The sequence below is a fragment of the Micromonospora sp. NPDC049359 genome, from assembly GCF_044466585.1.
Lineage (GTDB): Bacteria > Actinomycetota > Actinomycetes > Mycobacteriales > Micromonosporaceae > Micromonospora.
Map to the genome: position 1 here is coordinate 379,400 of NZ_JBITMW010000002.1, position 21,856 is coordinate 401,255.

The 21,856-nt window shown below is 73.5% G+C and carries 20 protein-coding genes and 1 riboswitch; of the genes, 10 read left to right on the top strand and 10 right to left on the bottom strand.

Features of this window, described 5'->3' with window-relative positions; all coding sequences use genetic code 11:
* Positions 1–21: 21 nt before the first annotated feature.
* Positions 22–1,692: a CDP-glycerol glycerophosphotransferase family protein gene (locus tag ACIBTX_RS07905; protein ID WP_396832217.1), complete on the top strand. Its 1,671-nt coding sequence runs from the start codon at positions 22–24 to the stop codon at positions 1,690–1,692.
* Between the two features lie 4 nt (positions 1,693–1,696).
* Here ACIBTX_RS07905 and ACIBTX_RS07910 read toward each other — a convergent pair whose 3' ends face one another.
* From ACIBTX_RS07910 to ACIBTX_RS07930, 5 genes are all read right to left on the bottom strand, one after another.
* Positions 1,697–2,443, bottom strand: coding sequence for an alpha/beta fold hydrolase (locus ACIBTX_RS07910; RefSeq protein ID WP_396832218.1), 747 nt, complete (start codon positions 2,441–2,443; stop codon positions 1,697–1,699).
* 133 nt (positions 2,444–2,576) lie between these two features.
* Entirely contained in the window at positions 2,577–3,425 is an 849-nt protein-coding gene (locus ACIBTX_RS07915) for a C39 family peptidase (RefSeq protein ID WP_357120091.1), read from the bottom strand.
* 233 nt (positions 3,426–3,658) lie between these two features.
* Positions 3,659–3,799, bottom strand: a riboswitch (cyclic di-AMP (ydaO/yuaA leader).
* Between the two features lie 285 nt (positions 3,800–4,084).
* A complete protein-coding gene (locus ACIBTX_RS07920) occupies positions 4,085–4,855 on the bottom strand; it encodes a hypothetical protein (protein WP_357120094.1) in 771 nt (256 codons plus the stop codon).
* A 177-nt stretch (positions 4,856–5,032) separates the two neighbouring features.
* Complete coding sequence (locus ACIBTX_RS07925; RefSeq protein ID WP_363661120.1) at positions 5,033–5,476, bottom strand: hypothetical protein; 444 nt, start codon at positions 5,474–5,476, stop codon at positions 5,033–5,035.
* 183 nt (positions 5,477–5,659) lie between these two features.
* Positions 5,660–6,862: an acyltransferase gene (locus ACIBTX_RS07930; protein WP_357171549.1), complete on the bottom strand. Its 1,203-nt coding sequence runs from the start codon at positions 6,860–6,862 to the stop codon at positions 5,660–5,662.
* 141 nt (positions 6,863–7,003) lie between these two features.
* Here ACIBTX_RS07930 and ACIBTX_RS07935 point away from each other — a divergent pair, with 141 nt between their 5' ends.
* Positions 7,004–8,167 carry a glycosyltransferase gene (locus ACIBTX_RS07935; RefSeq protein WP_357120103.1) on the top strand — a complete coding sequence of 388 codons (1,164 nt, stop codon included), beginning with the start codon at positions 7,004–7,006 and terminating at the stop codon, positions 8,165–8,167.
* A gap of 103 nt (positions 8,168–8,270) precedes the next feature.
* A complete protein-coding gene (gene pseI, locus ACIBTX_RS07940) occupies positions 8,271–9,323 on the top strand; it encodes a pseudaminic acid synthase (RefSeq protein ID WP_357120106.1) in 1,053 nt (350 codons plus the stop codon).
* Positions 9,324–9,511: 188 nt separating this feature from the next.
* On the opposite strand, the gene ACIBTX_RS07945 is transcribed toward pseI, so the two are convergent.
* The 4 genes from ACIBTX_RS07945 to ACIBTX_RS07960 are packed head-to-tail and all read right to left on the bottom strand — an operon-like array spanning position 9,512 to position 12,194.
* Positions 9,512–9,943, bottom strand: a complete 432-nt coding sequence (locus ACIBTX_RS07945) for a hypothetical protein (RefSeq protein ID WP_396832219.1) — start codon at positions 9,941–9,943, stop codon at positions 9,512–9,514.
* On the bottom strand, positions 9,927–10,682 hold the full coding sequence (locus tag ACIBTX_RS07950) for an SDR family NAD(P)-dependent oxidoreductase (RefSeq protein ID WP_357120112.1): 756 nt from the start codon (positions 10,680–10,682) through the stop codon (positions 9,927–9,929). The genes ACIBTX_RS07945 and ACIBTX_RS07950 overlap by 17 nt, the downstream gene beginning before the upstream one ends.
* Positions 10,675–11,946 (bottom strand): AMP-binding protein, encoded by a 1,272-nt coding sequence (locus ACIBTX_RS07955; RefSeq protein WP_363661121.1) that lies wholly within the window; start codon positions 11,944–11,946, stop codon positions 10,675–10,677. The genes ACIBTX_RS07950 and ACIBTX_RS07955 overlap by 8 nt, the downstream gene beginning before the upstream one ends.
* Entirely contained in the window at positions 11,943–12,194 is a 252-nt protein-coding gene (locus tag ACIBTX_RS07960) for an acyl carrier protein (protein ID WP_357120118.1), read from the bottom strand. The genes ACIBTX_RS07955 and ACIBTX_RS07960 overlap by 4 nt, the downstream gene beginning before the upstream one ends.
* Positions 12,195–12,293: 99 nt before the next feature.
* On the opposite strand from ACIBTX_RS07960, the gene ACIBTX_RS07965 reads away from it, so the two are divergent.
* Positions 12,294–12,803: a GNAT family N-acetyltransferase gene (locus ACIBTX_RS07965; RefSeq protein ID WP_355050343.1), complete on the top strand. Its 510-nt coding sequence runs from the start codon at positions 12,294–12,296 to the stop codon at positions 12,801–12,803.
* A 110-nt stretch (positions 12,804–12,913) separates the two neighbouring features.
* Here ACIBTX_RS07965 and ACIBTX_RS07970 read toward each other — a convergent pair whose 3' ends face one another.
* Positions 12,914–14,647, bottom strand: a complete 1,734-nt coding sequence (locus ACIBTX_RS07970; protein ID WP_396832220.1) for a hypothetical protein — start codon at positions 14,645–14,647, stop codon at positions 12,914–12,916.
* Positions 14,648–15,001: 354 nt separating this feature from the next.
* On the opposite strand from ACIBTX_RS07970, the gene pseB reads away from it, so the two are divergent.
* The 6 genes from pseB to ACIBTX_RS08000 all read left to right on the top strand — a co-directional run bounded on the left by pseB (position 15,002) and on the right by ACIBTX_RS08000 (position 21,732).
* Positions 15,002–15,985: a UDP-N-acetylglucosamine 4,6-dehydratase (inverting) gene (pseB, locus tag ACIBTX_RS07975; RefSeq protein ID WP_357120124.1), complete on the top strand. Its 984-nt coding sequence runs from the start codon at positions 15,002–15,004 to the stop codon at positions 15,983–15,985.
* Entirely contained in the window at positions 15,982–17,139 is a 1,158-nt protein-coding gene (locus tag ACIBTX_RS07980) for an aminotransferase class I/II-fold pyridoxal phosphate-dependent enzyme (protein ID WP_357120127.1), read from the top strand. The genes pseB and ACIBTX_RS07980 overlap by 4 nt, the downstream gene beginning before the upstream one ends.
* Before the next feature lie 10 nt (positions 17,140–17,149).
* Positions 17,150–17,998 carry a hypothetical protein gene (locus ACIBTX_RS07985; RefSeq protein WP_357120130.1) on the top strand — a complete coding sequence of 283 codons (849 nt, stop codon included), beginning with the start codon at positions 17,150–17,152 and terminating at the stop codon, positions 17,996–17,998.
* Positions 17,988–19,826 (top strand): class I SAM-dependent methyltransferase, encoded by a 1,839-nt coding sequence (locus ACIBTX_RS07990; protein ID WP_396832221.1) that lies wholly within the window; start codon positions 17,988–17,990, stop codon positions 19,824–19,826. The genes ACIBTX_RS07985 and ACIBTX_RS07990 overlap by 11 nt, the downstream gene beginning before the upstream one ends.
* A 128-nt stretch (positions 19,827–19,954) precedes the next feature.
* Positions 19,955–20,677, top strand: a complete 723-nt coding sequence (locus ACIBTX_RS07995) for a glycosyltransferase family protein (protein WP_357171593.1) — start codon at positions 19,955–19,957, stop codon at positions 20,675–20,677.
* A complete protein-coding gene (locus ACIBTX_RS08000; protein ID WP_396832277.1) occupies positions 20,674–21,732 on the top strand; it encodes a PseG/SpsG family protein in 1,059 nt (352 codons plus the stop codon). Before ACIBTX_RS07995 ends, ACIBTX_RS08000 begins: the two co-directional genes overlap by 4 nt.
* Positions 21,733–21,856: the final 124 nt, after the last annotated feature.

The window sequence follows — 21,856 nt, forward strand, 5'->3', positions numbered from 1 at the left end:
GAGGGCGGCGATCGGAGCGACATGCGTGGTGACCTGGTTCGCAAGGTGGTCGCCCGGTGCCTGAGCACCGGGCTCGCCGTGCTGGCCTTCGTCGTGCTGGCCCTCACCGGCAGCACCGGGTGGGGCCTCGCGCTGGCCGTCGCCGCGCTGGTGGCGGCGGCCGCTGAGCAGCGGATCCGACCGGCCGCCGACCTGGTGGCCGAGACCGCCCTGATCGCCGCGGCGGTCCTGGTCGGCTACTCCCGACGGCTCGACGACGGCTTCGACCCCGCGCTGGCCGCGACGGCGCTGGTCCTGCTGGGGCTGGTGCTGCTGGTGGGGCCGTTGCGTACCGCCGGCAACCTGGAGATCCGGGCGGCCAACCTGCCGGTACGCGCCTGGACCCCGCTGATCGCTGACCGACTCGGCGTCGCCCTGCTGGGGCTGCTCGCGGTGGTGGCCATCGCCGCCGCGTCGACCCTGCCGGCCGTCGTGGCGCTCGCCGCCAGCCTGCTGGTGGCCGCCGCCGCCGGGGCGGTCGCGCTGGACCTGGCCCGACGACGGTTCCGCCCGACCGCCGGCGGTGGGCAGGTCGCCCGCGCGCTACGCCGGCACGAGCCGGAGTTCCTGCTCTACTTCTCCGCACCGCCCGGCTCGGAGTACCAGGTCACCATGTGGCTGCCGTACCTCGAACGGATCGGCCGGCCCTTCCTGGTGCTGGTCCGTGAGCCGGAGTTCGTCGCGCCGATCGCCGCGGCCACCGACGCGCCGGTGGTCTACTGCCCCACGCTGCGCGCGATGGACGAGGCGCTGGTGCCGAGCCTGCGGGTGGCCTTCTACGTCAACCACGGGGCGAAGAACAGCCACTGCATCCGGTTCACCCAGCTCACCCACGTCCAGCTGCACCACGGCGACAGCGACAAGGCGCCCAGCGCCAACCCGGTCTCGGGCATCTTCGACCGGATCTTCGTGGCCGGGCCGGCGGCGATCGACCGGTACGCCCGCGCCGGGGTACAGATCCCGGCGGAGAAGTTCGTCGTGGTGGGCCGCCCCCAGGTCGAGTCGATCGAGGTGCGCCAGGAGCCGGCGCGGGGCCTCGCGCACCCGACGGTGCTCTACACCCCGACCTGGACCGGGCACCACGCCGACGCCGACTACTGCTCGCTGCCGGTGGCCGAGGAGCTGCTGCGGCGGCTGCTGGGGCGTGGCGCGACGGTGATCCTGCGGGCGCATCCGTACACGGCGCAGAACCCGGCGTCGGCACGCCAGTTGGGCCGGCTCACCGAACTGCTGGCCGTCGACCGCGCCCGCACCGGCCGGCAGCACGTGTTCGGCGCGGCCGCCCGGGAGCTGAGCCTGACCGAGTGCGTCAACCGCTCGGACGCGCTGCTCTCCGACGTCTCCGGGGTGATTTCCGACTACCTCTACTCCGGCAAGCCGTATGCCGTCACCGACATGGGTGACGAGGGCGACCGGTTCACCGAGCGCTTTCCACTGGCCGGCTCGGGCTACGTGCTGCGGCGCGACATGTCCAACGTGGACGCCGTGCTCACGGCCCTGCTGGACACCGACCCGCTGGCCGATGCCCGCTGGGTCACCCGCCGCCGCTACCTGGGCGACTTCCCGGCCGAGTCGTACGCCGAGGGTTTCCTGACCGCCGCCCGCCGCGAGCTGACCTCGGCCCGGGAACTACCCGCGCCCGCAGCCGCCTGACCGGTCAGCGGTACGGGTCCAGCAACGCCAGCACGGCCGCCGGATCCTCCAGGTGCGCGTTGTGCCCGAGACCGGGCAGCGTGGCGACCGGTACGCCGTACTCCTTGAGCTGCGCGTCCGTGACCATCGGGTCGTGCTCCCCGCGGGCCAGCACCACCGGCACGTCGGTCGCCGCGAGCAGCGCCGCCAGGTCGGGCGCGCCGACGGCGAACGCGGCGTTGTCCATCGCGAGCCGCCACCGGCCGTCGACCTGACGCAGACCGGCGTCGACCATCGGGTGGTCCGGGAGGACCAGACCGGTGAGGCCGGCGACCCGCAGGTACCGGCGGGCGGCCTCGGTACGGCTGGTGAACCAGCCCACCGGGCGGGCGGCGAGGTCCGCGGCACGGGCCAGCTCGGCCGGCGCCCAGACGGCCTTGATGCCCAAGCCCACCACCGCGTCCACCGGCGGACCGGCGGCGCGGGCCGCCAGCGCCAGGCCGACCACGCCACCGAGCGAGTGCCCGAGCACCACGATGCGGTCGTCGGAGGCCAGGCCCTGCGCGACCCGCTGGGCGAAACCCTCGAAGGAGTACGACGACAGCGGCGCCGACCAACCGTGACCGGCGAGATCGGGCGCCAGCCACCGGCCGGGCCAGTGCTGCTCCAGAAGTGGCGCCCAGGGCAGCCACACGTCACCCGTCGCCCCCATGCCGTGCAGCAGCAACAGGATCGGCTCCCGGCCAGCTTGACCACCCGATTCATCCACCACGGCCGCAGTCTCCCACGGTTCGCGGCCCGGTACGAGAGCCGTTCACCGGCGTCGCGCCCGACACGGGGACGCCGCGGGCGCCGGCCCCTTGTGGGAGACGGCGCCCGCGGCGTCGTGGGGTGTCGCGCGTTGGTCAGGCGGAGTAACCCCGGGTGGCGATCCAGTTCGCCAGGTCGATCGTGGTGATCCAGTAGGCCGGGTCGGCGGCGTTCGCCGAGTCGGCGATCCGCACCGTACGGCCGTTGTCCTTGTAGCCGACGACGGCGATGTAGTGCCCACCGCCGTAGGAGTGATAGCCGCCCTCGGTGTCGATGGCGTCGCCGACGACGTTCGCCACCACGCCCCGGCCATCGGTGATGGCCTTGACGACGTCGGCCTGAAGACGGTCCATCTGGGCCGGGCTGGGCGTGCCCGCGAACATGCGGGTGCGGTACGGGGAGCCCTTCACCTCGGCGTTGAGCACCCGGGTGGTGTCCTCGGCCGAGTTGGTGCCCATCTCGGTGGTGCCCAGTTCGGCGCCGAGCTCCTCCTGGGTGCGGTCGATCCCGCTGGCGCTGAGCGCGTTGCGGGTGGCCGCCGGGCCGCAGTTGTAGTAGGTGTTCTGCGCCTCGTAGTCGTAGTCGAGCACCTTCGTCGCGGGCGGCTTCGGCGGCGTCGGCTTCCGGGTGACGTCCGGGTTGCTCGTGGCCTTCGCGGCGGGGGACGCGGCGGTGGTGGCCGGGGCGGCGGTGCTCGGTGCGACGCTCGCCGACGGGGCCGCGGACCGGAGTTCGCCACGGGAGGCGACGGTGTCACTGCGCATCTCGGCGACCGTGGTCGGGGTACGCGAGCCGGCCGGGGCGTCGTCGGCGCCGGCGACCAGGGCGCCGGCGGTGGTGGCGATCGCGAGGGCCGCGGCGGAGGCGGCGACGATTTGGTACGGGCGCTCGGTCGCGAGGCGACGGAGCTGGCGCTTCAGGGTGTGCTTCACGAGGTCCTCCACGGTTCACAGGGAGAGCGGCACACCGGGGCTCGACCGGCATCCGGGCAGGCGTCAGCGCGCGGGCGGTGGCCCGCGGATGATGAGCCGCTCAGGGGAACGCCCGGCGCGGCCGGGCGGGAAGTGCGGTGACCCGGGGGGTCAGCTCACCGTCACGAGGCGGATGAGCGGGGACACCGCGTCGCCGTGGAGGCGGCGGAACAACAAGGGGGTCGAGGGGTGCTGCACGAGGATGGAACTCCTTCCGTCACCGCCTACCGGGTTAGCTGACGGATTCGGGCGGGAAGATCGCCCTACCGCGGGCCGTGGCTCGCGGATTCACCCCGGACTTACTGTGGGTCCCCGGTTCGTTGATCACGATTGAGCGGGTCGGCGCGGCGTCGCCTCCTGCGATCGGTAACCGCACCGGACGGGACGACAGTACTGGCCGGTACGCACTCTGCCAAGCCGCGCCCACCTGCGTAAACATCGATTGGCCCAGCAATTTCTGCGCGTTCTGCCGCTGACGTGACTCGATGGGACAACGGGTTCCGCCGGCACCTGTGGGCGACAACCGGACAGGTGGCCGACAACGCGGCCACAATCGCGGGCGCAATGGCCGCCGATGATGCCCGCCGCCCGATTCCCGCCGCCGGTGACCCGCCTCACATAACGGATCGGGCTCAACCGGCCCGGGCCGGACGCCAGCGTGCCACGAGGGCCGTACGCGACGGCCGCGTCGCGGTGCGCCGGGAGAACGCCGGGCTCGGCCGCGACCGGACCGCCGCCACGTACGCCTCCTCGGCGAGGACGCGCGCCGACTCGGCGGCCACCTCGGCGTCCCGCCAGGACGACCGCTCCCGCTCGGCGGCCGTCCGGTGCTCGGCCAGCCTCGCGTCACGGATCGCCCGGATGAGCAGCGTCTCCTGCTCGACCGGGTGCCGGCGGGGGTCCCAGCCGCGCCGGTGCCCGAACACGTCGCCGAGCTGAGCCATGGTCAACTCCCCCCGCCAGTGCGCCGCCATGGCGGCACGGTGCAGATAGCGCTCCCTCGCCGCGTACTCGGCGGGGGTGTGCGGGGTACGCGGTGTCGGCAACGCCCCGGCACCGGCGACCCGACGGGCGGCCGTGTCCGCCTCGTCGTACGCGGTCCAGGCCCGCTGCGCCTCGTCCTGAGCGACCAGCCAGTCAGCGCGCCGCCGTCGGGCGGTCCGCGCGGCCCGGGCGGCGGCCACGGCCACCTCCTCGGCGTACCGGCGCAGGTCGGCCATCTCGGCGACGGCCATCTCGCGGGCGGTGGGTGTCGGCGGCGTGGGGTCGGCCGCGGGCGAGTCCCGCTCCGGTCGGGCCACCAGGACGGCGAGGACCGTCAGCGCCAGCAGGAACAGGGCCGACCAGATGGCGGCGGCCTGGGGCACCTCGGTCAGGAACTGGTAGAAGACGACGGTTTCCATGATCGACACCTCGGCATGAGCACGTAAGCGATGGGATGCCGCACGGGCGGGTGCGGGCGGTGTGTCGTCAGGTGTGGTGACTGGCGTTCGGTCTGGCGGCGTCGCCGGTGATGGAGATCTCGGCGCGCCACACTCCGGCGCTCGCGGGACGGCGTGCCGCGCCGGTGACTGACCCCGCTAGGCCGGCGGGGCGCGGGGGGCCCGGCTGGCCGAGCCGGCGGCGCGGAGGGGCCGCTCCGAGCCCGTGCGCGCCGAGGTCACGCCCGCCAATGGGCGGGGTAACGCGTCCGAACCACCGTGCCGGGCGGGCTGCGGCTCGACCGACCGCGCGGAGGCGTCAGCGCCAAGCTCTGCGGCTCGTCCCTCGCCGACCCTGTCGGTGGCGGCCGAGCCGGTGGCGGCGCGGTCGGTGAGGACGGTGGAGAGGGCCGCGGTCGACGGTCCGAGCGGCTCCGCGAGGGCGAGCGACCCGATGATGGGCGGCGGGGCCGCGGCGGTCGATGCCGGTAGCAGCGCCGGGGCCGCGCCCAGGGCGAGCGACAGCACGGCGAGGCTGGTCAGCACCCGTGCCGCCCAGCGCGCCACCCACCACAGGGGACAGGTGAGCGCGACCGGGAGCACGTCCTCACGCTACCGTCGGGACCGCCCGGACGCATCGGCGACGGGCGTGTCGGCCAGCGCCGCGCCGACCCCGTCCGACCAGCGTGGACCAGGTGGCGTCAGCCGGCGCTGGTGGGTGCCACCGCGCCGGTCAAGATCGCGCTCGATCGTTGATGTAGTGGCCTCACTCGGCTGACGAGACCACTACAACCAGGATCGAGCGCGATCTTGCGCGTCTGGACGGGCGGGCACGGGCGGCACGCCGGCGTCACCGCTCCCGGCCGACGAGGTGGTGCGCTGATGGGGAACGAGCGGCGGGCGACCCGGGCGACGTGGCGCGAGCCGGCGCATCATCGGGGTCTCCACCCAGCGGTGCAGCAACCCGGCGAGGACCAGGTTCGCGAGCAGGAATCCGAGCACCACCGCCGGACCCCGCCAACCCCGGAAACCGGTCCCCCAGTCGCCGCTGAGCCGGAGCACGCTCGTCATCACCAGGACGTGCACCAGGTAGAAGGCGAACGAGACCTCGCCGAGCCAGACCAGCGGACGCGAGCGCCACGGCGAGCGCCGGCCGCGCACGTCGGCGTCGGCGGCCGCGGTGATCACCAACAGGTACGCGACGGCGAGCAGCGTGGTCCACAACTCGGCGCGGATCCACTGCGCGGCGGCCACCCAGGTGCCCACGAAGATCGCGGTGGCGGCGGTCAGGCCCGGCCCGCGCCACCGGCCCCGGAGCATCAGCTCGGCCGCCACCGCGCCCAACCAGAACTCCAGGGACCGCACCGGCGGGAAGATCTGGGTGAACCACCAGCGGCTTACCTCCGGCACCAGATGCTGGGCCGGCCAGAGCGCGAGGATCAGCAGCGGCAGCGCGACCACGAGCGCCCAGAGCACCGCGGGTCGCGCCCGGCGCAACAGGGGCAGCGCCAGCGGCAGACAGAGGTAGAAGAAGAACTCGCAGGACAGCGACCAGCTCACCGTGTTGACGCTGTAGAACCAGCCCAGCCGGGGGTCCCACGCCTGCAACAGCAGCAGGTTCTCCACGGCGACGGCCGGCAGGACGGGATCGGCGAACCACCCGGCGACCAGCAGCGCGGCGGCCCACAGCACCACGTGGTTCGGGTAGATCTTCGCGACCCGTCGACGCCAGAAGGTCAGCCGCGAGTCGCCCGGGCGGGCCGACCAGACCAACACGAAGCCGCTGAGAATGAAGAAGAACTGCACGCCGGACAGGCCGAGGGTGAAGAGGGCGTCGACGACGGCCTTGTACTCCGGCTCGGCGATGATCCGCATCGTCCCGGCGTGGAACCCGAAGACCAGCAGCGCGGCGATCCACCGCAGCCCGGTCAGCGACGGCAGCCGGGCGGGGGCGGCCGGCGCGGCCGGCGCGTCGGTGGTGCTCGTCATGCCGAGGCACCCTACCGGGTCACTCCCGGGTGAACCGGGCGGCCGTTGTTTACCTTCCGCTTCGCGGGTGTTCAGGGATTTCACCATCGGCGGCCACGTGTGGTTCCGGGGCTGGCCATCCACGTCGTCGAAGGTGGCGACGTGGTCAATGAGCCGACGCACGCGCCGCTGCTGAGCATCGTCGTGCCCGTCTACGGCGTCGAGGCTTACCTGTACCAGTGCCTCGAGTCGGTCCGGGCGGACATCCCGGCGGGCGAGTCGGAGGCGGTCGAGCTGATCGCCGTGGACGACGCCTCGCCGGACGGCTGCGGCGCGATGCTGCGGTCCTACGCCACCGGGCGCGACAACGTCCGCGTCGTACACCTGGAAGAGAACGTGGGTCTGGGCCTGGCCCGCAACGCGGGCCTCGACGTGGCCACCGGCCGGTACGTGTGGTTCGTCGACAGCGACGACTGGCTGCCACCGGGCACGATCGCGGCGGTGCTGGACCGGCTGCGTGAACACCAGCCCGACGTCCTCATGCTGGACCACCTGCGGGTGCACGAGGACGGTCGGCGGGAGGTCGACGCGAGCAGCCACCTGCTGCGCGGGGTGCCGGGCGTGGCCCGCCTGGCCGACCAGCCGCACCTGCTGCGGGTGCAGCACACGGCGTGGAACAAGGTGGTACGCCGGGCCTTTCTCGACGAGTTGGAGCTGCGCTTCTTCCCCGGCTGGTACGAGGACATCCCGTTCAGCCACCCGCTGCTGATCGGCGCGGAGAAGATCTCGGTGCTGGACCGGGTCTGCTACCTGTACCGGCAGGGCCGCCAGGGCGCCATCACCTCCACCCGCAGTGGCCGGCACTTCGACGCGTTCGGCCAGTACGAGCGGCTGATGGACTGGGTTGCCCGCCGGCACCCGGACGAGGGCCTGCGGGCCGAGCTGTTCGAGCTGATGATCAGCCACTACCTGGTGGTGGTCGGCAACGACGACCGGCTGCACCCACACCTGCGGCGCGCCTTCTTCCACCGGGTCGCCGAGCACTACCGCCGATACCTGCCCCCCGGCGGCTATCCGATGCCGCCGGGGGTCAGCGGGCTCAAGCACCGCCTGGTGGGGCGGGGTGACTGGTTGGCGTACTCGGCGCTGCGGCAGGCGCACCGGGTCACCGGACGGTGGCGACGGTCCGGCCCGACCGCCAGCGCCGACTCGTCGTCGACCGACGACCCCTCCCGAGCGGCGCGTTCGACGAGCAGGCCGGACGGCGGGCACGCCGCCGGCAGGCCGGGACGGTCGGACGCGTTGGCCGGTGGCCGCCTGCCGTGACCCGTTCGGCGGGTGCCGGGGTTTTTCAGGTCGTCCACCCGTTCGGGGGGACGACGACAGCACCACCGCACGTCGGTGCGGGCGTAAGGGAACAGAGGTCGGAATGACGGCGACAATCAAGATCGGACCGCACGCGGTCGGTGCCGGGGAGCGGCCCTTCGTGGTCGCCGAGATGTCCGGTAACCACAACGGCGACCTGGACCGGGCGCTGGCCATCGTGGACGCGGTCGCCGAGAGCGGCGCGCACGCGCTCAAGCTGCAGACGTACCGGCCGGACACGATCACGATCGACGTCGACACCCCGGCCTTCCGCATCTCCGGCGGACACGAGCTGTGGGGCGGGGAGAACCTGTACCGCCTCTACGAGCGGGCGCACACCCCGTACGAGTGGCACGCCCCGATCTTCGCGCGGGCCCGCGCGCGCGGGCTGACGGTCTTCTCGTCACCGTTCGACGCGACCGCCGTGGCGCTGTTGGAGTCGTTGGACGCCCCGGCGTACAAGATCGCGTCCTCGGAGCTGGTGGACCTGCCGCTGATCCGCTTGGTGGCCAGCACCGGCAAGCCGATGGTGATCTCGACCGGGATGGCGACGGTCGCCGAGATCGACGCCGCCGTACGGACCGCGCGCGACGGCGGCGCGGCGGGCATCGTCCTGCTGGCCTGCACCGCGTCCTACCCGGCACCCCCCGCCGACAGCAACCTGCGCCGCCTGCCGGTGCTGGCCGGCGCGTTCGACGTGCCGGTCGGGCTCTCCGACCACACGCCCGGTATCGGCGTGGCGGTCGCCTCGGTGGCGCTGGGCGCCTGCTTCATCGAGAAGCACGTGACCCTGGACCGGGCCGATGGCGGCGTGGACTCGGACTTCTCGCTGAACCCGGCGGAGTTGACCGCGCTCGTCGAGGAGTCGGGCCGCGCCTACGCGGCGCTGGGCGGCACCGCGATCGGCCCGACGCCGGCCGAGCGGGAAGGGCTACGGTTCCGCCGTTCGCTGTTCGTGGTCGAGGACGTCCGGGCCGGCGACCCGGTGACGGCACAGAACGTCCGGTCGATCCGCCCGGCCGGCGGCCTGGCCCCGATCGAGATCGACAGGGTGTTGGGCCGCACCTTTACCACCGACGTCCCGCGCGGCACCCCGCTGAGCTGGGACCTGATCTGACCGCTGTGCGGCCGGGTGCCCCGCCGCGCCGGTAGCGGCGCCGCGGGGTGCCCGGCTCTGCGGCCGGCAGCGCCCTGTGCGCCTCCTGTCGAGCTGCCCCGAAAATGGGGCGCGTGCCGTGGGTGCCATCCCGCCCCACCGATGGGGCAGCTCGACAGGAGGCGCCCGACAACAGCGGCACCCCGCCGTCAGTCGCGGCCGGTCAGCCCCGCGCCCTGCTCGGGGGCGAAGCCGACGGTGACCACCAGGTCGGCGACCCGCAGGGTGCTCCAGAGGATGGCGACGTTCACCGGAGTGCCCAGCCCGTGCCGACGCCACCAGGTCGCGATCGGCACGTCGACCAACTTGCAGCAGCACTCGGCCCGGGTCCACCGGGCCCAGAAGTCAGCGGCGCCGAAGTGGCGGGCCAGTGCCGGGGGCACCGGGGCGTTCGCGCGCTCCGCGTCGACGGCCACTCGCCAACCCGGCACCGGCGGGCCGTACCAGCCGACGCAGCGCCCGTCGTCGAGGTGACTGCGGGTCGTCGCCGAGGCCAGGTCGGCGGGCGTACCGATGCGTAGGTGCCGTTCGGCGGCGGCGAGCAGTCCCGGCACCGGGCGCAGGTCAGATGGAGGCGGCACCGTCCACCACGATGACCTGGCCGTTGATGTTGGTGTGCTCGCGCAGCAGCATCCGCACCACCGGTACGACCTCCTCCGGCTCGGTCAGGTGGCCGGTCGGGGTACGGCGCACGATCTGGTCGAGCTGGGTCGGGCCGAGCACGGCGGACATCTCCGAGGCGAAGAAGCCGGGCGCGACCGCGTTGACCAGCATCCGGCCGCCGAGTTCCCGGGCGAGCGAGCGGGTGGCGGCGTCCATGCCGCCCTTGGTGGCCGAGTACGCGACCAGGCCCGGGAAGCCACGCTGCGCGCAGATCGAGGTGATGTTGACGACGCGGCCCCGCAGCCCCTTGCCGAGCATCCGACGGATCACCAGCCGGGTCAGTTGCAGCGGCGCGGTCAGGTTGGTCTCGATGATCCGGGCGATGTCGTCGGTCGCGGTGTGCACGTGCAGGGAGTCCTGCCCGACGGCGGCGTTGTTGACGATGCCGTCGATCGGGCCGAGGCGCTGCTCCACCTCGCGGACGAAGCCCTGCGCGGCGCGCAAATCGGTGACGTCGACCGAACCGACGTGCACCCGGTCGGGGTGCTCGGCGGCGAGCTTCTCCAGCTCGGGGGTGACGGTACGGGCGAACGCGGCCACCCGTACGCCCGCGTCGAGCAGGTCGGTGACGATGGCCAGGCCCAGCCCCCGGGAACCGCCGGAGACGAGGACCACGGAGCTGGGGGGAACGAGCTTGGTGTCGGCGGGGTCAGACATCGCTCTTCAGGGTCTCCTTGACGGGAATCTCGGTCAGCACACGGATCCGGCGGGGCACGGCGTGCTCGGGCAGCCGGTCGGCGCACCAGCGGACCAGCGCGGCCTCGTCGGGCAGCGGGGCGTCCGCGTGCTCGGCGGGTGCGAGGACCACGTCGGCGACGACCATCCGACCGAGCACCGGGGCGCGGCGGCCGGTGACGCGGGCCCAGGCCACATCGGGATGCTGGGTCAGCACGCCACGGACCACACCGGCGGAGACCTTGCTCCCACCCACGTTGATCTCGTCGGTGTCCAAGCGACCTGTGATCAGCACCCGCCCGTCGACCACCTGCACCCGATCCCCGGTGCGGACCGGGCCGGAGAGCCCGACCCCGTGGTACGGGGAGGTGACGACCAGTTCGTCGTCGCGTACCGACAGGGTGGGTCGGCCCTCGGTTTCCCGGTCCAGCCACTCGGCGGGGAACCCGGCCCGCCCGTCGTGCACCACAATGGACGCGCCGACCTCCGAGGACGCGTAGATCCAGGAGATCCGCGCGGCGGGGAAGACCTCGCGCAGCTGGTCCAGGATCGCCTGGTCCACCGGCTCGCCGCCGAGGGTGATCTGACGCAGCGGCACCCGGGCCAGCGCGGCGGCGTCCCGGTAGAGGGTGCGCCGCCAGAAGGTGGGCGTGCCGGACGCGGCGTCGACCCCGTGCGCGGCGGCGACCGCCGGCCAATCGTCCAGTTCGTCCGGCTCGATGACCACCAGGTGCTGACCGGGCTGGGTCAGCGACAGGGTCACGACCTGCCACCAGGCGTACGTGCCGGGGGCGTAGGGGCACAGCCAGGTCCGGTCCGGCTGGTCGGCCCGCACGGTGGTCAACGTGTCGAGGGTGTGCCCGACCCGCTTGGGACGGCCCGTCGACCCGGACGTCAGCAGCCACAGCCGGCCGGGTTCGGCGACGCGCGATCGGGCGGGCGCGCTGGGGTGCGCGCCGTCGTCGTCGAGGAGGGTCACGGTGAAGCCCGCGTCGTCCAGCTCCGCGCGCATCGTCGCGTCCACCCGACTCGCGGTGCTGAGCAGCAGCTCGGTGCCGTGCACGGCGTGCTGTCGCGCGGCGGCGAGCGCGTGCCGGGCGGAGTGCGCCAGCACCGCGGCGGGGTCGGGCAGCTGCGGCGTCGGCAACGTCCGCCAGGTCAGCGCGGCGCCGCCCGCGACGAGCCGGTTGTCGACGCCGGCCGGTTCCCGACCCGCCGTGGCCGGGTGGGGGGTCGCGACGGTCACTGCTGCGAAAGCTCGACGAGGAAGTCGAGGACGTCGCCGACGGTGGCGATGCGGCGCAGGCCGGGAGCGTCGAAGTTGAGCTCCTCCCCCGTCTCGTCCTCCACGCGCAGGGCCAGCTCGGAGAAGTCCAGCGAGCGGAAACCGATGTCCCGCAGCTGCGCCGCGTCGTCGGCGGGCAGCTCCTTGTCCTGGTTCTTGAGCACCTGCGCCATGAGGTCGCGGATCTGCGCGCGACTCAATTCGTTCATGCGCCGGAGTCTACAACCCAGCGAATGGATAACTGCTTTCCCGGTAGGCCCGGGTAAGGTGCTCCGACCGGATGTGTTCAGACAGGAAAGCGGGAGCACGTGCTACGCGAAGCGACGGCGGACGACGTTCATCTGATGTTGTCCTGGCGTAATCAGGAAACCAACCGTCAGGTCAGCAAGACCAGCCACGAGATCACCGCCGAGGAGCACGCCCGGTGGTGGTCGGCGGTGCGCGACGACCCGACGCGGCGCGTCCTGACGTACGTCCACGACGACCGACCCTGCGGTGTCGTCACCTTCTTCGACCTGCGGCTGGACGCCCCGCGAACCGGGGCGTGGGGCTTCTACCTGGACGCCGACGGGCTGGCCGGGCGGGGCGAGACGCTGCCGGCCTGGCTGGGGGTGATGCGGGAGGCCGTGGAGTACGCCTTCGACGGGTTGCACCTGACTCGGCTCGACGGCGAGGTGCTGGCGCACAACACCGTCGTGCGGCAGATGAACCGACGTTTTCGATTCGTCGAGGGCACGCCACGGCAGGAACTGTCCGACGGGCGGGAAATCACCGTCATTCCGATTTCCCTGGCGCGTGAGGATCGTCGCCAACGGTGATTGCCGCCGGCATTTCCGCAATGGCGGTAAAGCGTTAGGCACCCGTACGCCCGGTGGACATCCATCGTTCACCGGAACGCGGTGACCACCGGGCGGTAATGGGCTCGGAATCAGGCGCGCCGCCAGGCGGCCCAGTGCTGCCGTTCGTTGCCGCCGAGCCGGACGAAGCCGTACCTCGCGCCGTCCCAGTCGTCCGGCTGGCCGGGCGCCCAGCGGGCGAACACCACCTGCGCGGCGGCGGGCGGCTGTTCGCGGAACCACCGCACGTCGGTCCAGGTGACCTGGTGACTGAGGTTGAACCGCAGGATGTAGTGCACACCGGTGGAGGCCCAGACCCGCTCGCCGGGGCGTACGCCGACGTCGGCGACCCAGGGGGTCGGCGCGGTGCTCGCGGCCATCGGCCGCACCAGCCGTTGGTCGATCACCTGCATGGTGAGCAGGTTGACCACGACCAGGACGCCGAGCACGGGCAGCCGCAGCCGGGGCACCCGGACCGCGGCCACCAGCAGCACGCACGCGCCGATGCCGATCAGCGACCCGAGCACCGGACGCATCTCGCGCCAACCGTTGGTCAACGCCATCAGGTCCGGCGCGCCGAAGCCGCCGTAGCGCAGCGAGTGCCCTCGGCTGGCCACGTACGCGAGGCGACCGGCGACCAGCGCGCCGCCGGCGACCAGCAGGCCCACCGCGACCGCCGCCCGGCGCAGCGCCACCCGGCGCTCCTCGGTGAGCAGCACCCCGAGCCCGACCAGCAGCCAGAACGGGGCGAGCATCTGCACGTAGCGGCCGTAGATCGCGTCCAACGGCTTGCCGGTGATGCCGGCCAGGAGCACCGACGCGCCGCTGGCGACCCCGACGCTCACGACCAGCGCCACCCCCATCGTCCAGCGGGTGGCGTCACCGTGGCGCGGACGCCACAGCTCCTTGACGGCGGCGGCCCAGGCGATCCCGGCCAGTCCGAACGTGATCACCACGAGGTACCAGAGCTGGGTGGTGACGGCCGCCCCGACGCGGACCACCCCCTGGGCGGAGGCGACGGCGGCGACCGTGCCGCCCCCGGGGGTGCTGCCCAGCAGGTAGACCTTGTCCCCGAGGAAGCGGATGCCGGCCTCGTTGACCAGCGCCAGGGCCAGCACCGGCAGCAGCGCCGCGAGCACCGCGACGGGGGTGATCCGGCGGCGCACGAACAGCAGCAGGACCAGGCCGGCGTGCACGGCCACGATCACCAGACCGCGCGAGTGCAGCAGGTGGAACGACCCCACCAGCAGGCCCACGGTGGCCGCGGCGAGCGGCCCGGGGCGTTCGATCCAGCGGTGCACGGCGAGCAGCCAGGCGACCACGAGCGGCGCCATCACCGTGTCGATCATCGCGACGCCGGCGTAGAAGGCGGTGGCCGGCAGCGTGGCCGCCACCACCGCCGCAAGCAGCGCCGACGCGCGGGGCAGCCGGAGCACCCGGCGGCCCAGGAGGTACGCCAGCGGCAGCAGCGTCGAGTTGACCATCGCGTTGATCAGTTGGACGAGACGGTAACTGTCGGCGAAGTCGTGGTGGCCGAGGAACGCGGGCGAGATGAGCATGGGGTATCCGACCCGGCGCAGCAGGTCGTTCTCGCTGCTGAACCCGCCCGGACCGCCGGCGAGGGCGCGGGCGGTGTTCAGATAGCTGTCCTCGTCGGTGTGGGCGATGGGCAGCGCGATGTGCCGCGACAGCCACAGGCGCCAGGCGACGCTCAGCACCCAACCGACGAACAGCAGCAGCGGCACCAGCCATCGGCGTGCGGGTGTCGCGGGCGGTGTCCCGGCCGGGACCGCCGGCCGTTCGATCACGTCGCTGCCGATTGCCATCAACGCCTCCTGAACCGTCGGCCGGACCGGCCGCTGGGCACGCCGGACAGGCTGGTGACGCTCGGGGATGATCCGCTCGCACCGAGGCGGTGCGGATGTCGGGTGAACGCGGCAACCACGACGCGCTCAAGGCTGCCGGGTCGCTCGCGCGGCCACTGTAGCGGCCGGATCTCCCCTGGTCAGCCCGCTTCCCGGCCGGTCGGAAATGTTCGCCTGCACGGTGCCCGCCATTCACGACGGCAGGGGAAGCGGTTAACCCGCGAGCGCCGGTGCGTTAACCCGCCGCCGTTAGCGTCTCACCCCGGTCGGCCGGCCGAGGGCCGCCGGTTCATCCACGATCACGGGAGCACCAAATTGAGTGAGTTGAATGGATCGTCCATTCTGATCACCGGGGGAACGGGTTCCTTCGGCAGGACCTTCCTCCGGCACATCCTCACCGAGGCCGACCCCGCCCGGGTGGTGGTCTTCTCCCGCGACGAGCTCAAGCAGTACGAGTTGCGCCAGCAGCTCGGCGACGACCCGCGCCTGCGCTGGTTCATCGGCGACATCCGGGACCGGCACCGCCTCACGCGGGCGATGCACGGCGTGGACCACGTGGTGCACGCCGCCGCCCTGAAGCAGGTGGACACCGCCGAGTACAACCCGTCGGAGTTCATCGCCACCAACATCACCGGCTCGCAGCACGTGGTCGACGCGGCGATCGAGGCGGGCGTCAAGAAGGTCATCGCGCTCTCGACCGACAAGGCGTCCAGCCCGATCAACCTGTACGGCGCCACCAAGCTGGTCGGCGACAAGCTGTTCGTCTCGGCCAACCACTACGCCGCGCACCACCCGACCCGGTTCTCGGTCGTGCGCTACGGCAACGTGGTCGGCAGCCGTGGTTCGGTCGTCCCGCTGTTCCACCGGCTGGCCGCCGAGGGCAAGAGCCTGCCGATCACCGACAAGCGGATGACCCGCTTCTGGATCACCCTCGAGCAGGCCGTGCAGTTCGTCATGGACTCGTTCGACCAGATGCAGGGTGGCGAGCTGTTCGTGCCCCGGATCCCCAGCATGCGCATCCTCGACCTGGTCGAGGCCGTCGCCCCGGACGCCACCACCCACGAGATCGGCATCCGGCCCGGCGAGAAGCTGCACGAGGAGATGATCGCCCCGGACGACAGCCGGCGGACGCTGCGCGCCAAGGACCGCTACATCGTCCAGCCGACCATCGCCGGTTGGGGCTACCAGCCGCCGGTCGACTGCGAGCCCGTGCCGGACGGCTTCGCCTACCAGTCGGACACGAACGACGAGTGGCTCACCGTCGAGCAGCTACGCGAGATGCTCGGCCTGACCGCATGACAGGGATGCTCCCGTACGGCCGGCAGTCGATCTCCGAGGACGACGTCGCGGCCGTCGCCGGCGTGCTGCGCGGCGACTGGCTCACCACCGGGCCGCAGGTCGACGCGTTCGAGGCCGACCTGGCCCGGGTGACCGGCGCGGCAGGTGTCGCCGCCGTCTCCAACGGCACCGCCGCGCTGCACGTGGCGTACGCGGCGGCCGGTGTCGGACCGGGCGACGAGGTGGTGGTGCCGCCCATGACGTTCGTGGCGACCGCCAGCAGCGCTGTCGCCCTCGGCGCGAAGATCGTGTTCGCGGACGTCGACGAGGAGACCTTCTGCCTCGACCCGGCTGCCGCGGCGGCGGCGGTCACCTCGCGTACCAAGGTGGTTTCCGCCGTCGACTACGCCGGCCACCCGGCCGACTACGACGCGCTGCGCAAGGCCGTCGCGGGCACCGACGCCCTGCTGCTCGCCGACGCGGCGCACTCCATCGGCGGGACGTACCACGCTCGGCCGGTCGGATCACTCGCCGACCTGACCACGTTCTCGTTCTTCCCGACGAAGAACCTCACCACCGCCGAGGGCGGCGGGGTCGCCGCGCTGGATCCGAAGATCCTGGAGCGGGCCCGCCGCTTCCGTGGCGTGGGCATGGTCCGCGAGCGCGACGACCTGCGCCGCCCCGACGAGGGCGGCTGGTTCTACGAGGTCCCCGAGTTCGGGCTGAACTACCGCCTGCCGGACGTGCTCTGTGCGCTGGGCCGCAGCCAACTGCGCCGCCTCGGCGAGTTCGTGGCCCGCCGGGCCGCGCTCGTCGCCCGCTACAACGAGGCGCTCGCCGACCTGGACGGGGTACGCCTGCCCGTCCAGCAGCCGTGGGCCGAGCCGGCCTGGCACCTCTACCCGATCCGGGTGCTCGACGGCCGTCGCCGCGAGGTCTACGACCGGATGCGCGCGGCCGGCATCGGCGTACAGGTCAACTACATCCCGGTGCACTGGCACCCGGCCTTCGCCGACCTGGGTTACCGGCGCGGGTCGTGCCCGGTGGCCGAGTCGTTCTACGCCCAGCAGCTGTCGCTGCCGCTGTACCCGGGACTCAGCGACGCCGACCAGGACCGCGTCATCGACGCGCTGACCGCGATCCTGCGGGGCAGCGCGGTGCGTTCCGCCGCCTGATGGGAAGCTGATGCACCACGCGAACCACTTCTACGGCCACGCCCACGTGCTGGCCCGTTACGCCGGTCTCGGCGACCGGCATCCGCCACGGATCAACGGGTACGTGCAGCACGGCTGGAACATCGGCGACGGCCTGGCGCCGGGTCACCCGTACGCCGACCGCACGCCCAGCCTGCTCTGGTCCGAGCAGACCCGCCGCCGGGCCTGGTCGGTGGGGCGGCGCAACGTCGTCGTGATCGGCGCCCCGTTCACCTACCTGCTGGCGATGCGGCCGGACAACCCGCCGGAGCAGGAGCGGGAGGGCACCATCTGGTACCCGTTCCACGGCTGGGAGGGGCAGCACGTCAAGGGCGACCACCGGGAGCTGATCGCCCGCATCCGCGACACCGAGCCCGGCCCGGTGACGGTCTGCCTGTACTGGCACGAGTACGGCATGCGCCACGTCCGGCGGCTCTACGAGCGCGCCGGGTTCCGGGTGATCTGCCACGGCTACCGGGGACACTGGTGGAAGGACACCGACCCGGAGTTCCTCGACAAGCAACTGACCGAGCTGCGCCGGCACCGCCGGGTAGCATCCAACCGGCTGACCAGCGCGATCTTCTACGGCATCGCGGCCGGCTGCGAACCGGCGGTCTACGGCGACCCGATGATCCTGTCCAACGAGGACCCGACCTTCGGCGGCACCGCCCGCATCCGTCGGCAGTGGCCGGAGCTGCACGGCACCAGGGTCGACCTGCCCACCGCCGTCTCGATCGCCCGCGCGGAGCTGGGCGTCGACCACCGCTGCACCCCGGCCGAGCTACGCGAGCTGCTGGGTTGGGCGAACCTTGGGGAAGAAGAGGACGACAGTGACGACTGAGACCGCACCCGCCGGCCGGATCAGCCTGCCCGGCGGCGAGATGCTGGCCTGGTCCGACCTGCCGAAGGGGCGGTTGGCCGACGGCGGGCCGCTCGCCGCGCTGGCCGCCCGCGTCGTGCCGTCCGGCGCGCGGGTCCTGCTGGCCGGCCCGCACGACCCGGCGCTGCTCGACCGGCTCGCCCACGCCGAGGTGACCTGCCTGCTGCGCAGTCACCCGGACGCGGTGGTGCTCGCCCAGCGGGCCACCCGCGTCATCGTGGGCGGCCCCGCCGGCCTGCCCGACGACGAGACGTACGACGTGGTGATCGCCGCCGCCGGCCTGGACCCGATCGAGTCGGTGGAGGGCACCCGGCTCGGCTGGGACGGCGTGCTGGCCCGGCTGGTCGCGGCGGTACGCCCCGGTGGCGCGCTGCTGCTGCGCCTGGACAACCCGCTCGGGCTGCACCGGCTGGTCGCCACCACCCCCTGGTACGCCGCCCGCGACGACTCCGCCTGGGTCATCGGCGGCGTGCTCGACCCGGCCCACCCCGCCAACCGGGACCAGCTCCGGCAGCGGATCACCGACAGCGGGCTCCGCCCGAGCGCCTGCTGGGCCGCGTACCCCGATGGCGCGACGGCGACGGCCCTGCTCGACGCCGACCAGCTCGACCACGGCGCGGGCCGCGGGCTGTTCGACGCGGTGCTGCACGGCGCCTGCGCCGGTGCCTTCGCTCCCGCCACGGTGCTCCAGGACCCGGCCCGGCTGGCGGTGGACGCCCTGCACGCCGGGCGGGCCGCGGACCTCGCGCCGGCCTGGCTGCTGCTGGCCCACCGGCCCGGCGGGCCCACGGACTCCCCCGGCGACGCGGAGCTGCCGGTGGCGCTGGTGCAGACCGGCTCGTCCGGCCAGCCCGGGATCGGTGTGCTGGAGGTGCGCGACGGCCCGTCCGGCTGGCGGTGGGGGCACGTCGCCACCGCCGACACGCGCGCGCCGAGCGCGCCGTTCGCCAGCCGCGAGGCCGCGTACCGGGACCCCGACGCGCTGACCGGACCGGTGCCGTCCGGGCGGCTGCTGCACACCCTGCTGCTCGACGCCGCGCTGCGCCGCGACCTGACCACGGTGCGCGCGCTGCTGCACGGGTACGCGGGCTGGCTCGCCGACCAGGCCGACGCCGACGGACGGCTGGCCGGCGCCGCCGCGCTGGCCAGTGCCGACAACATGGTGGTCGACGGGGAACGCTTCGCGGTACTCGACCCGAGCTGGCGGGCGGCCGACCGGCTCCCCGGCGACGTGGTGCTGGCCCGCGGGCTGTGGCGCTTCGCGGCGGCCCTGCTCACCGGCGGGTACGCCCACCCGTGGTCGTCCACCCTCGACGTCGCCGGCCTCACCGTCGTCCTCGGCGGGCTCGCCGGCCACGACCTGGACCGGACGACGGTGGCCGAGGCGGTCCAGGTCGAGGCGGCGATCACGGCCAGCCTGCACGGCCTGGACGCCGAGCACCGCACGGCCCTCGCCACCGACCTGCAGGCGGTCGAACCGACCGACCCGCCGCTCGGCGCGCACAGCTACCAGCAGTTGCGCGAGGCGTGGCGGCGCCAACGCGAGGAGATCAGTCGGCTGGCGGCCCTCACCAAGTGGACCGACGAGCTGCTCACCTCCCGGGAACGGGCGCTGCGCCGGGCCGAGGCGAAGATCGGCCTGCTCAGCGGGTCCATCAGCTACCGAGTCGGCCGGCTCGCCATCACCCCCGCCCGGCTGGCCAAGCGGGGTGCGCGTGCCGCGAAGCGACGTGCCCGCGCGGCGCTCGCCCCGAAGCAGCTCGTCACGGAGCAGGAGGAGCAGCAGTGACCGACGACGGCGGCGCTCCCGCGACGACGCGGCCCGACCCTGCGGCGCGGCCCGACCCTGCGGCGCCGCCCGCCACGGCAGCGCGTCCGGATGCGACGGCCGACGCGGGAGCGGCCGCCGGAGCACGGATCGTCGGCATCGTGCAGGCCCGGATGGGCTCGTCCCGGCTGCCCGGCAAGGTGCTGCGCCCGCTCGCCGGGCGGTCCGTGCTCGGCCGCGTCGTCCGCGCCGCCCGCGACAGCGGCGTCCTGGCCGACCTGGTGGTCGCCACGAGCACCGACACGGTCGACGACGCGGTGGTCGACGAGTGCCGCCGGCTCGACGTGCCGTGCCATCGCGGCCCCGTCGACGACGTGCTGGGCCGGTTCGTGGGCGCGCTCGCCGCCCACCCGGGCGACGCGGTCATGCGCTTCACCGCCGACTGCCCGCTGCTCGACCCGGAGATCATCACGCTGGTGGCCTCGGTGTACCGGGCCGTACCCGGGTTGGACTACGCGAGCACGTCGATCGCGCGCACCCTGCCCCGAGGGCTGGACGTCGAGATCATCCGCGCGGACGCCCTGCGTACCCTGGACCGGCTCGCCACCGGCCACCACCGGGTGCACGTGACCTCGTACGCGTACACCCATCCGGAGCTGTTCCGGGTGCTCGGGGTCACCCTCACCCCGAACCGTTCGGCGCTGCGGCTGACCCTCGACACCGAGCAGGACTGGGCGCTGGTGAGCGCCGTCGCCGACCACTTCGGCGACGTCAGCGTGCCACTGGCCAAGCTCGCCGACTGGCTCGACGGGCAACCCCGGCTGCGCGCGCTCAACGCCGACGTACGCCAGAAGCGGCTGGAGGAGTCCTGAGCACGCTACGGGTCGGGCTGCGCTGCGACGCCGGGCCACGGCGCGGCGTGGGGCACCTCGTCCGCTGCCTGGCCCTCGCCGAGGAGTTCCTGGCCCGAGGCGCCCACGTCGCGGTGTTCGGCACGGTCGAGCGCGTCGGCTGGGCCAGCGCCGAACTGGCCGCGCGCGGCATCAAGCTGCACCCCGGCCCCGAGTCACCGAGCGAGCTGGTCGAGGCGGCCCGACGACACGACCTCGACGTGGTGGTCCTCGACTCGTACGAACTGGACCCGGCCGCCGCCGGTGCCCTGCGCGCAGCCGGCATCCTCACCCTCGCCGTGATCGACGGGGACAGCCGGGGCCAGGACGCCGACCTCTACCTCGACCAGAACTTCGGGGCGCGGCCTCCGGACCTGCCCGGACGGCTGCTCGCCGGCAGCGGGTACGCCCTGCTGCGCGACTCGGTCGTGACCGCCCGCCCGGCGAGGCCCCGGCCCGCCACGACGGTCGGTAGACCACGGGTGCTCGCCTTCTTCGGTGGCACCGACGCGGTCGGCGCGGCACCGGCGCTGACCCGGGTACTGCTGGCCACCGCCCACCCGCTGGACCTCACGGTCGTCGTCGGGCGACCCGAGATCGAGGCCGAGCTGGAGGCGATCAGCCCTGGGCGGGGGCAGGTCGTGCGTCCCGTCCCGCCCACCGGCTCGCTGCCCACCCTGATCACCGAGGCGGACCTCGTGATCAGCGCCGCCGGCACCTCCACCTGGGAACTGTGCTGCCTCGGCGCGCCCGCTGCGCTGGTCTGCGTGGTCGACAACCAGCGCGAGTCGTACACCCGGGTGGTGCGCCACGGCCTGGCCGCCGGCCTCGGCGAACTGCCGGAGTTGACCGCCGCCGGGCTGCCCGGGCGGACCGCCCGAGCGACGGCGGCGCGAACGCTGAACGGGCTGCTCAGCTCGCCGCGACGCCGGGCGGCGCTGGCCGCCCGAGCCTGGGCCGCCGTGGACGGCCAGGGCCGCGCCCGCGTCGTGGACGCCGTGCTGGAGGCCATAACCCCAACCCCCACCAAACCCTGACCGCCGCCCCCGCTCCCCACTCCCCGCTCCCCGCTCCCCGCTCCCCGCTCCCCGCTCCCCGCTCCCCGCTCCCCGCTCCCCGCTCCCCGCTCCCCGCTCCCCGCTCCCCGCTCCCCGCTCCCCG

Bases quoted from the DNA above. Each gene is read 5' to 3' on its own strand.
- pseI (WP_357120106.1), top strand. From the start codon at position 8,271: ATGACGGCGACAATCAAGATCGGACCGCACGCGGTCGGTGCCGGGGAG.
- ACIBTX_RS07920 (WP_357120094.1), bottom strand. From the start codon at position 4,855: ATGGAAACCGTCGTCTTCTACCAGTTCCTGACCGAGGTGCCCCAGGCC.
- ACIBTX_RS07950 (WP_357120112.1), bottom strand. From the start codon at position 10,682: ATGTCTGACCCCGCCGACACCAAGCTCGTTCCCCCCAGCTCCGTGGTC.
- ACIBTX_RS07930 (WP_357171549.1), bottom strand. From the start codon at position 6,862: ATGACGAGCACCACCGACGCGCCGGCCGCGCCGGCCGCCCCCGCCCGG.
- ACIBTX_RS07985 (WP_357120130.1), top strand. From the start codon at position 17,150: ATGCACCACGCGAACCACTTCTACGGCCACGCCCACGTGCTGGCCCGT.
- ACIBTX_RS07960 (WP_357120118.1), bottom strand. From the start codon at position 12,194: ATGAACGAATTGAGTCGCGCGCAGATCCGCGACCTCATGGCGCAGGTG.
- ACIBTX_RS07905 (WP_396832217.1), top strand. From the start codon at position 22: ATGCGTGGTGACCTGGTTCGCAAGGTGGTCGCCCGGTGCCTGAGCACC.
- ACIBTX_RS07970 (WP_396832220.1), bottom strand. From the start codon at position 14,647: ATGGCAATCGGCAGCGACGTGATCGAACGGCCGGCGGTCCCGGCCGGG.
- ACIBTX_RS07980 (WP_357120127.1), top strand. From the start codon at position 15,982: ATGACAGGGATGCTCCCGTACGGCCGGCAGTCGATCTCCGAGGACGAC.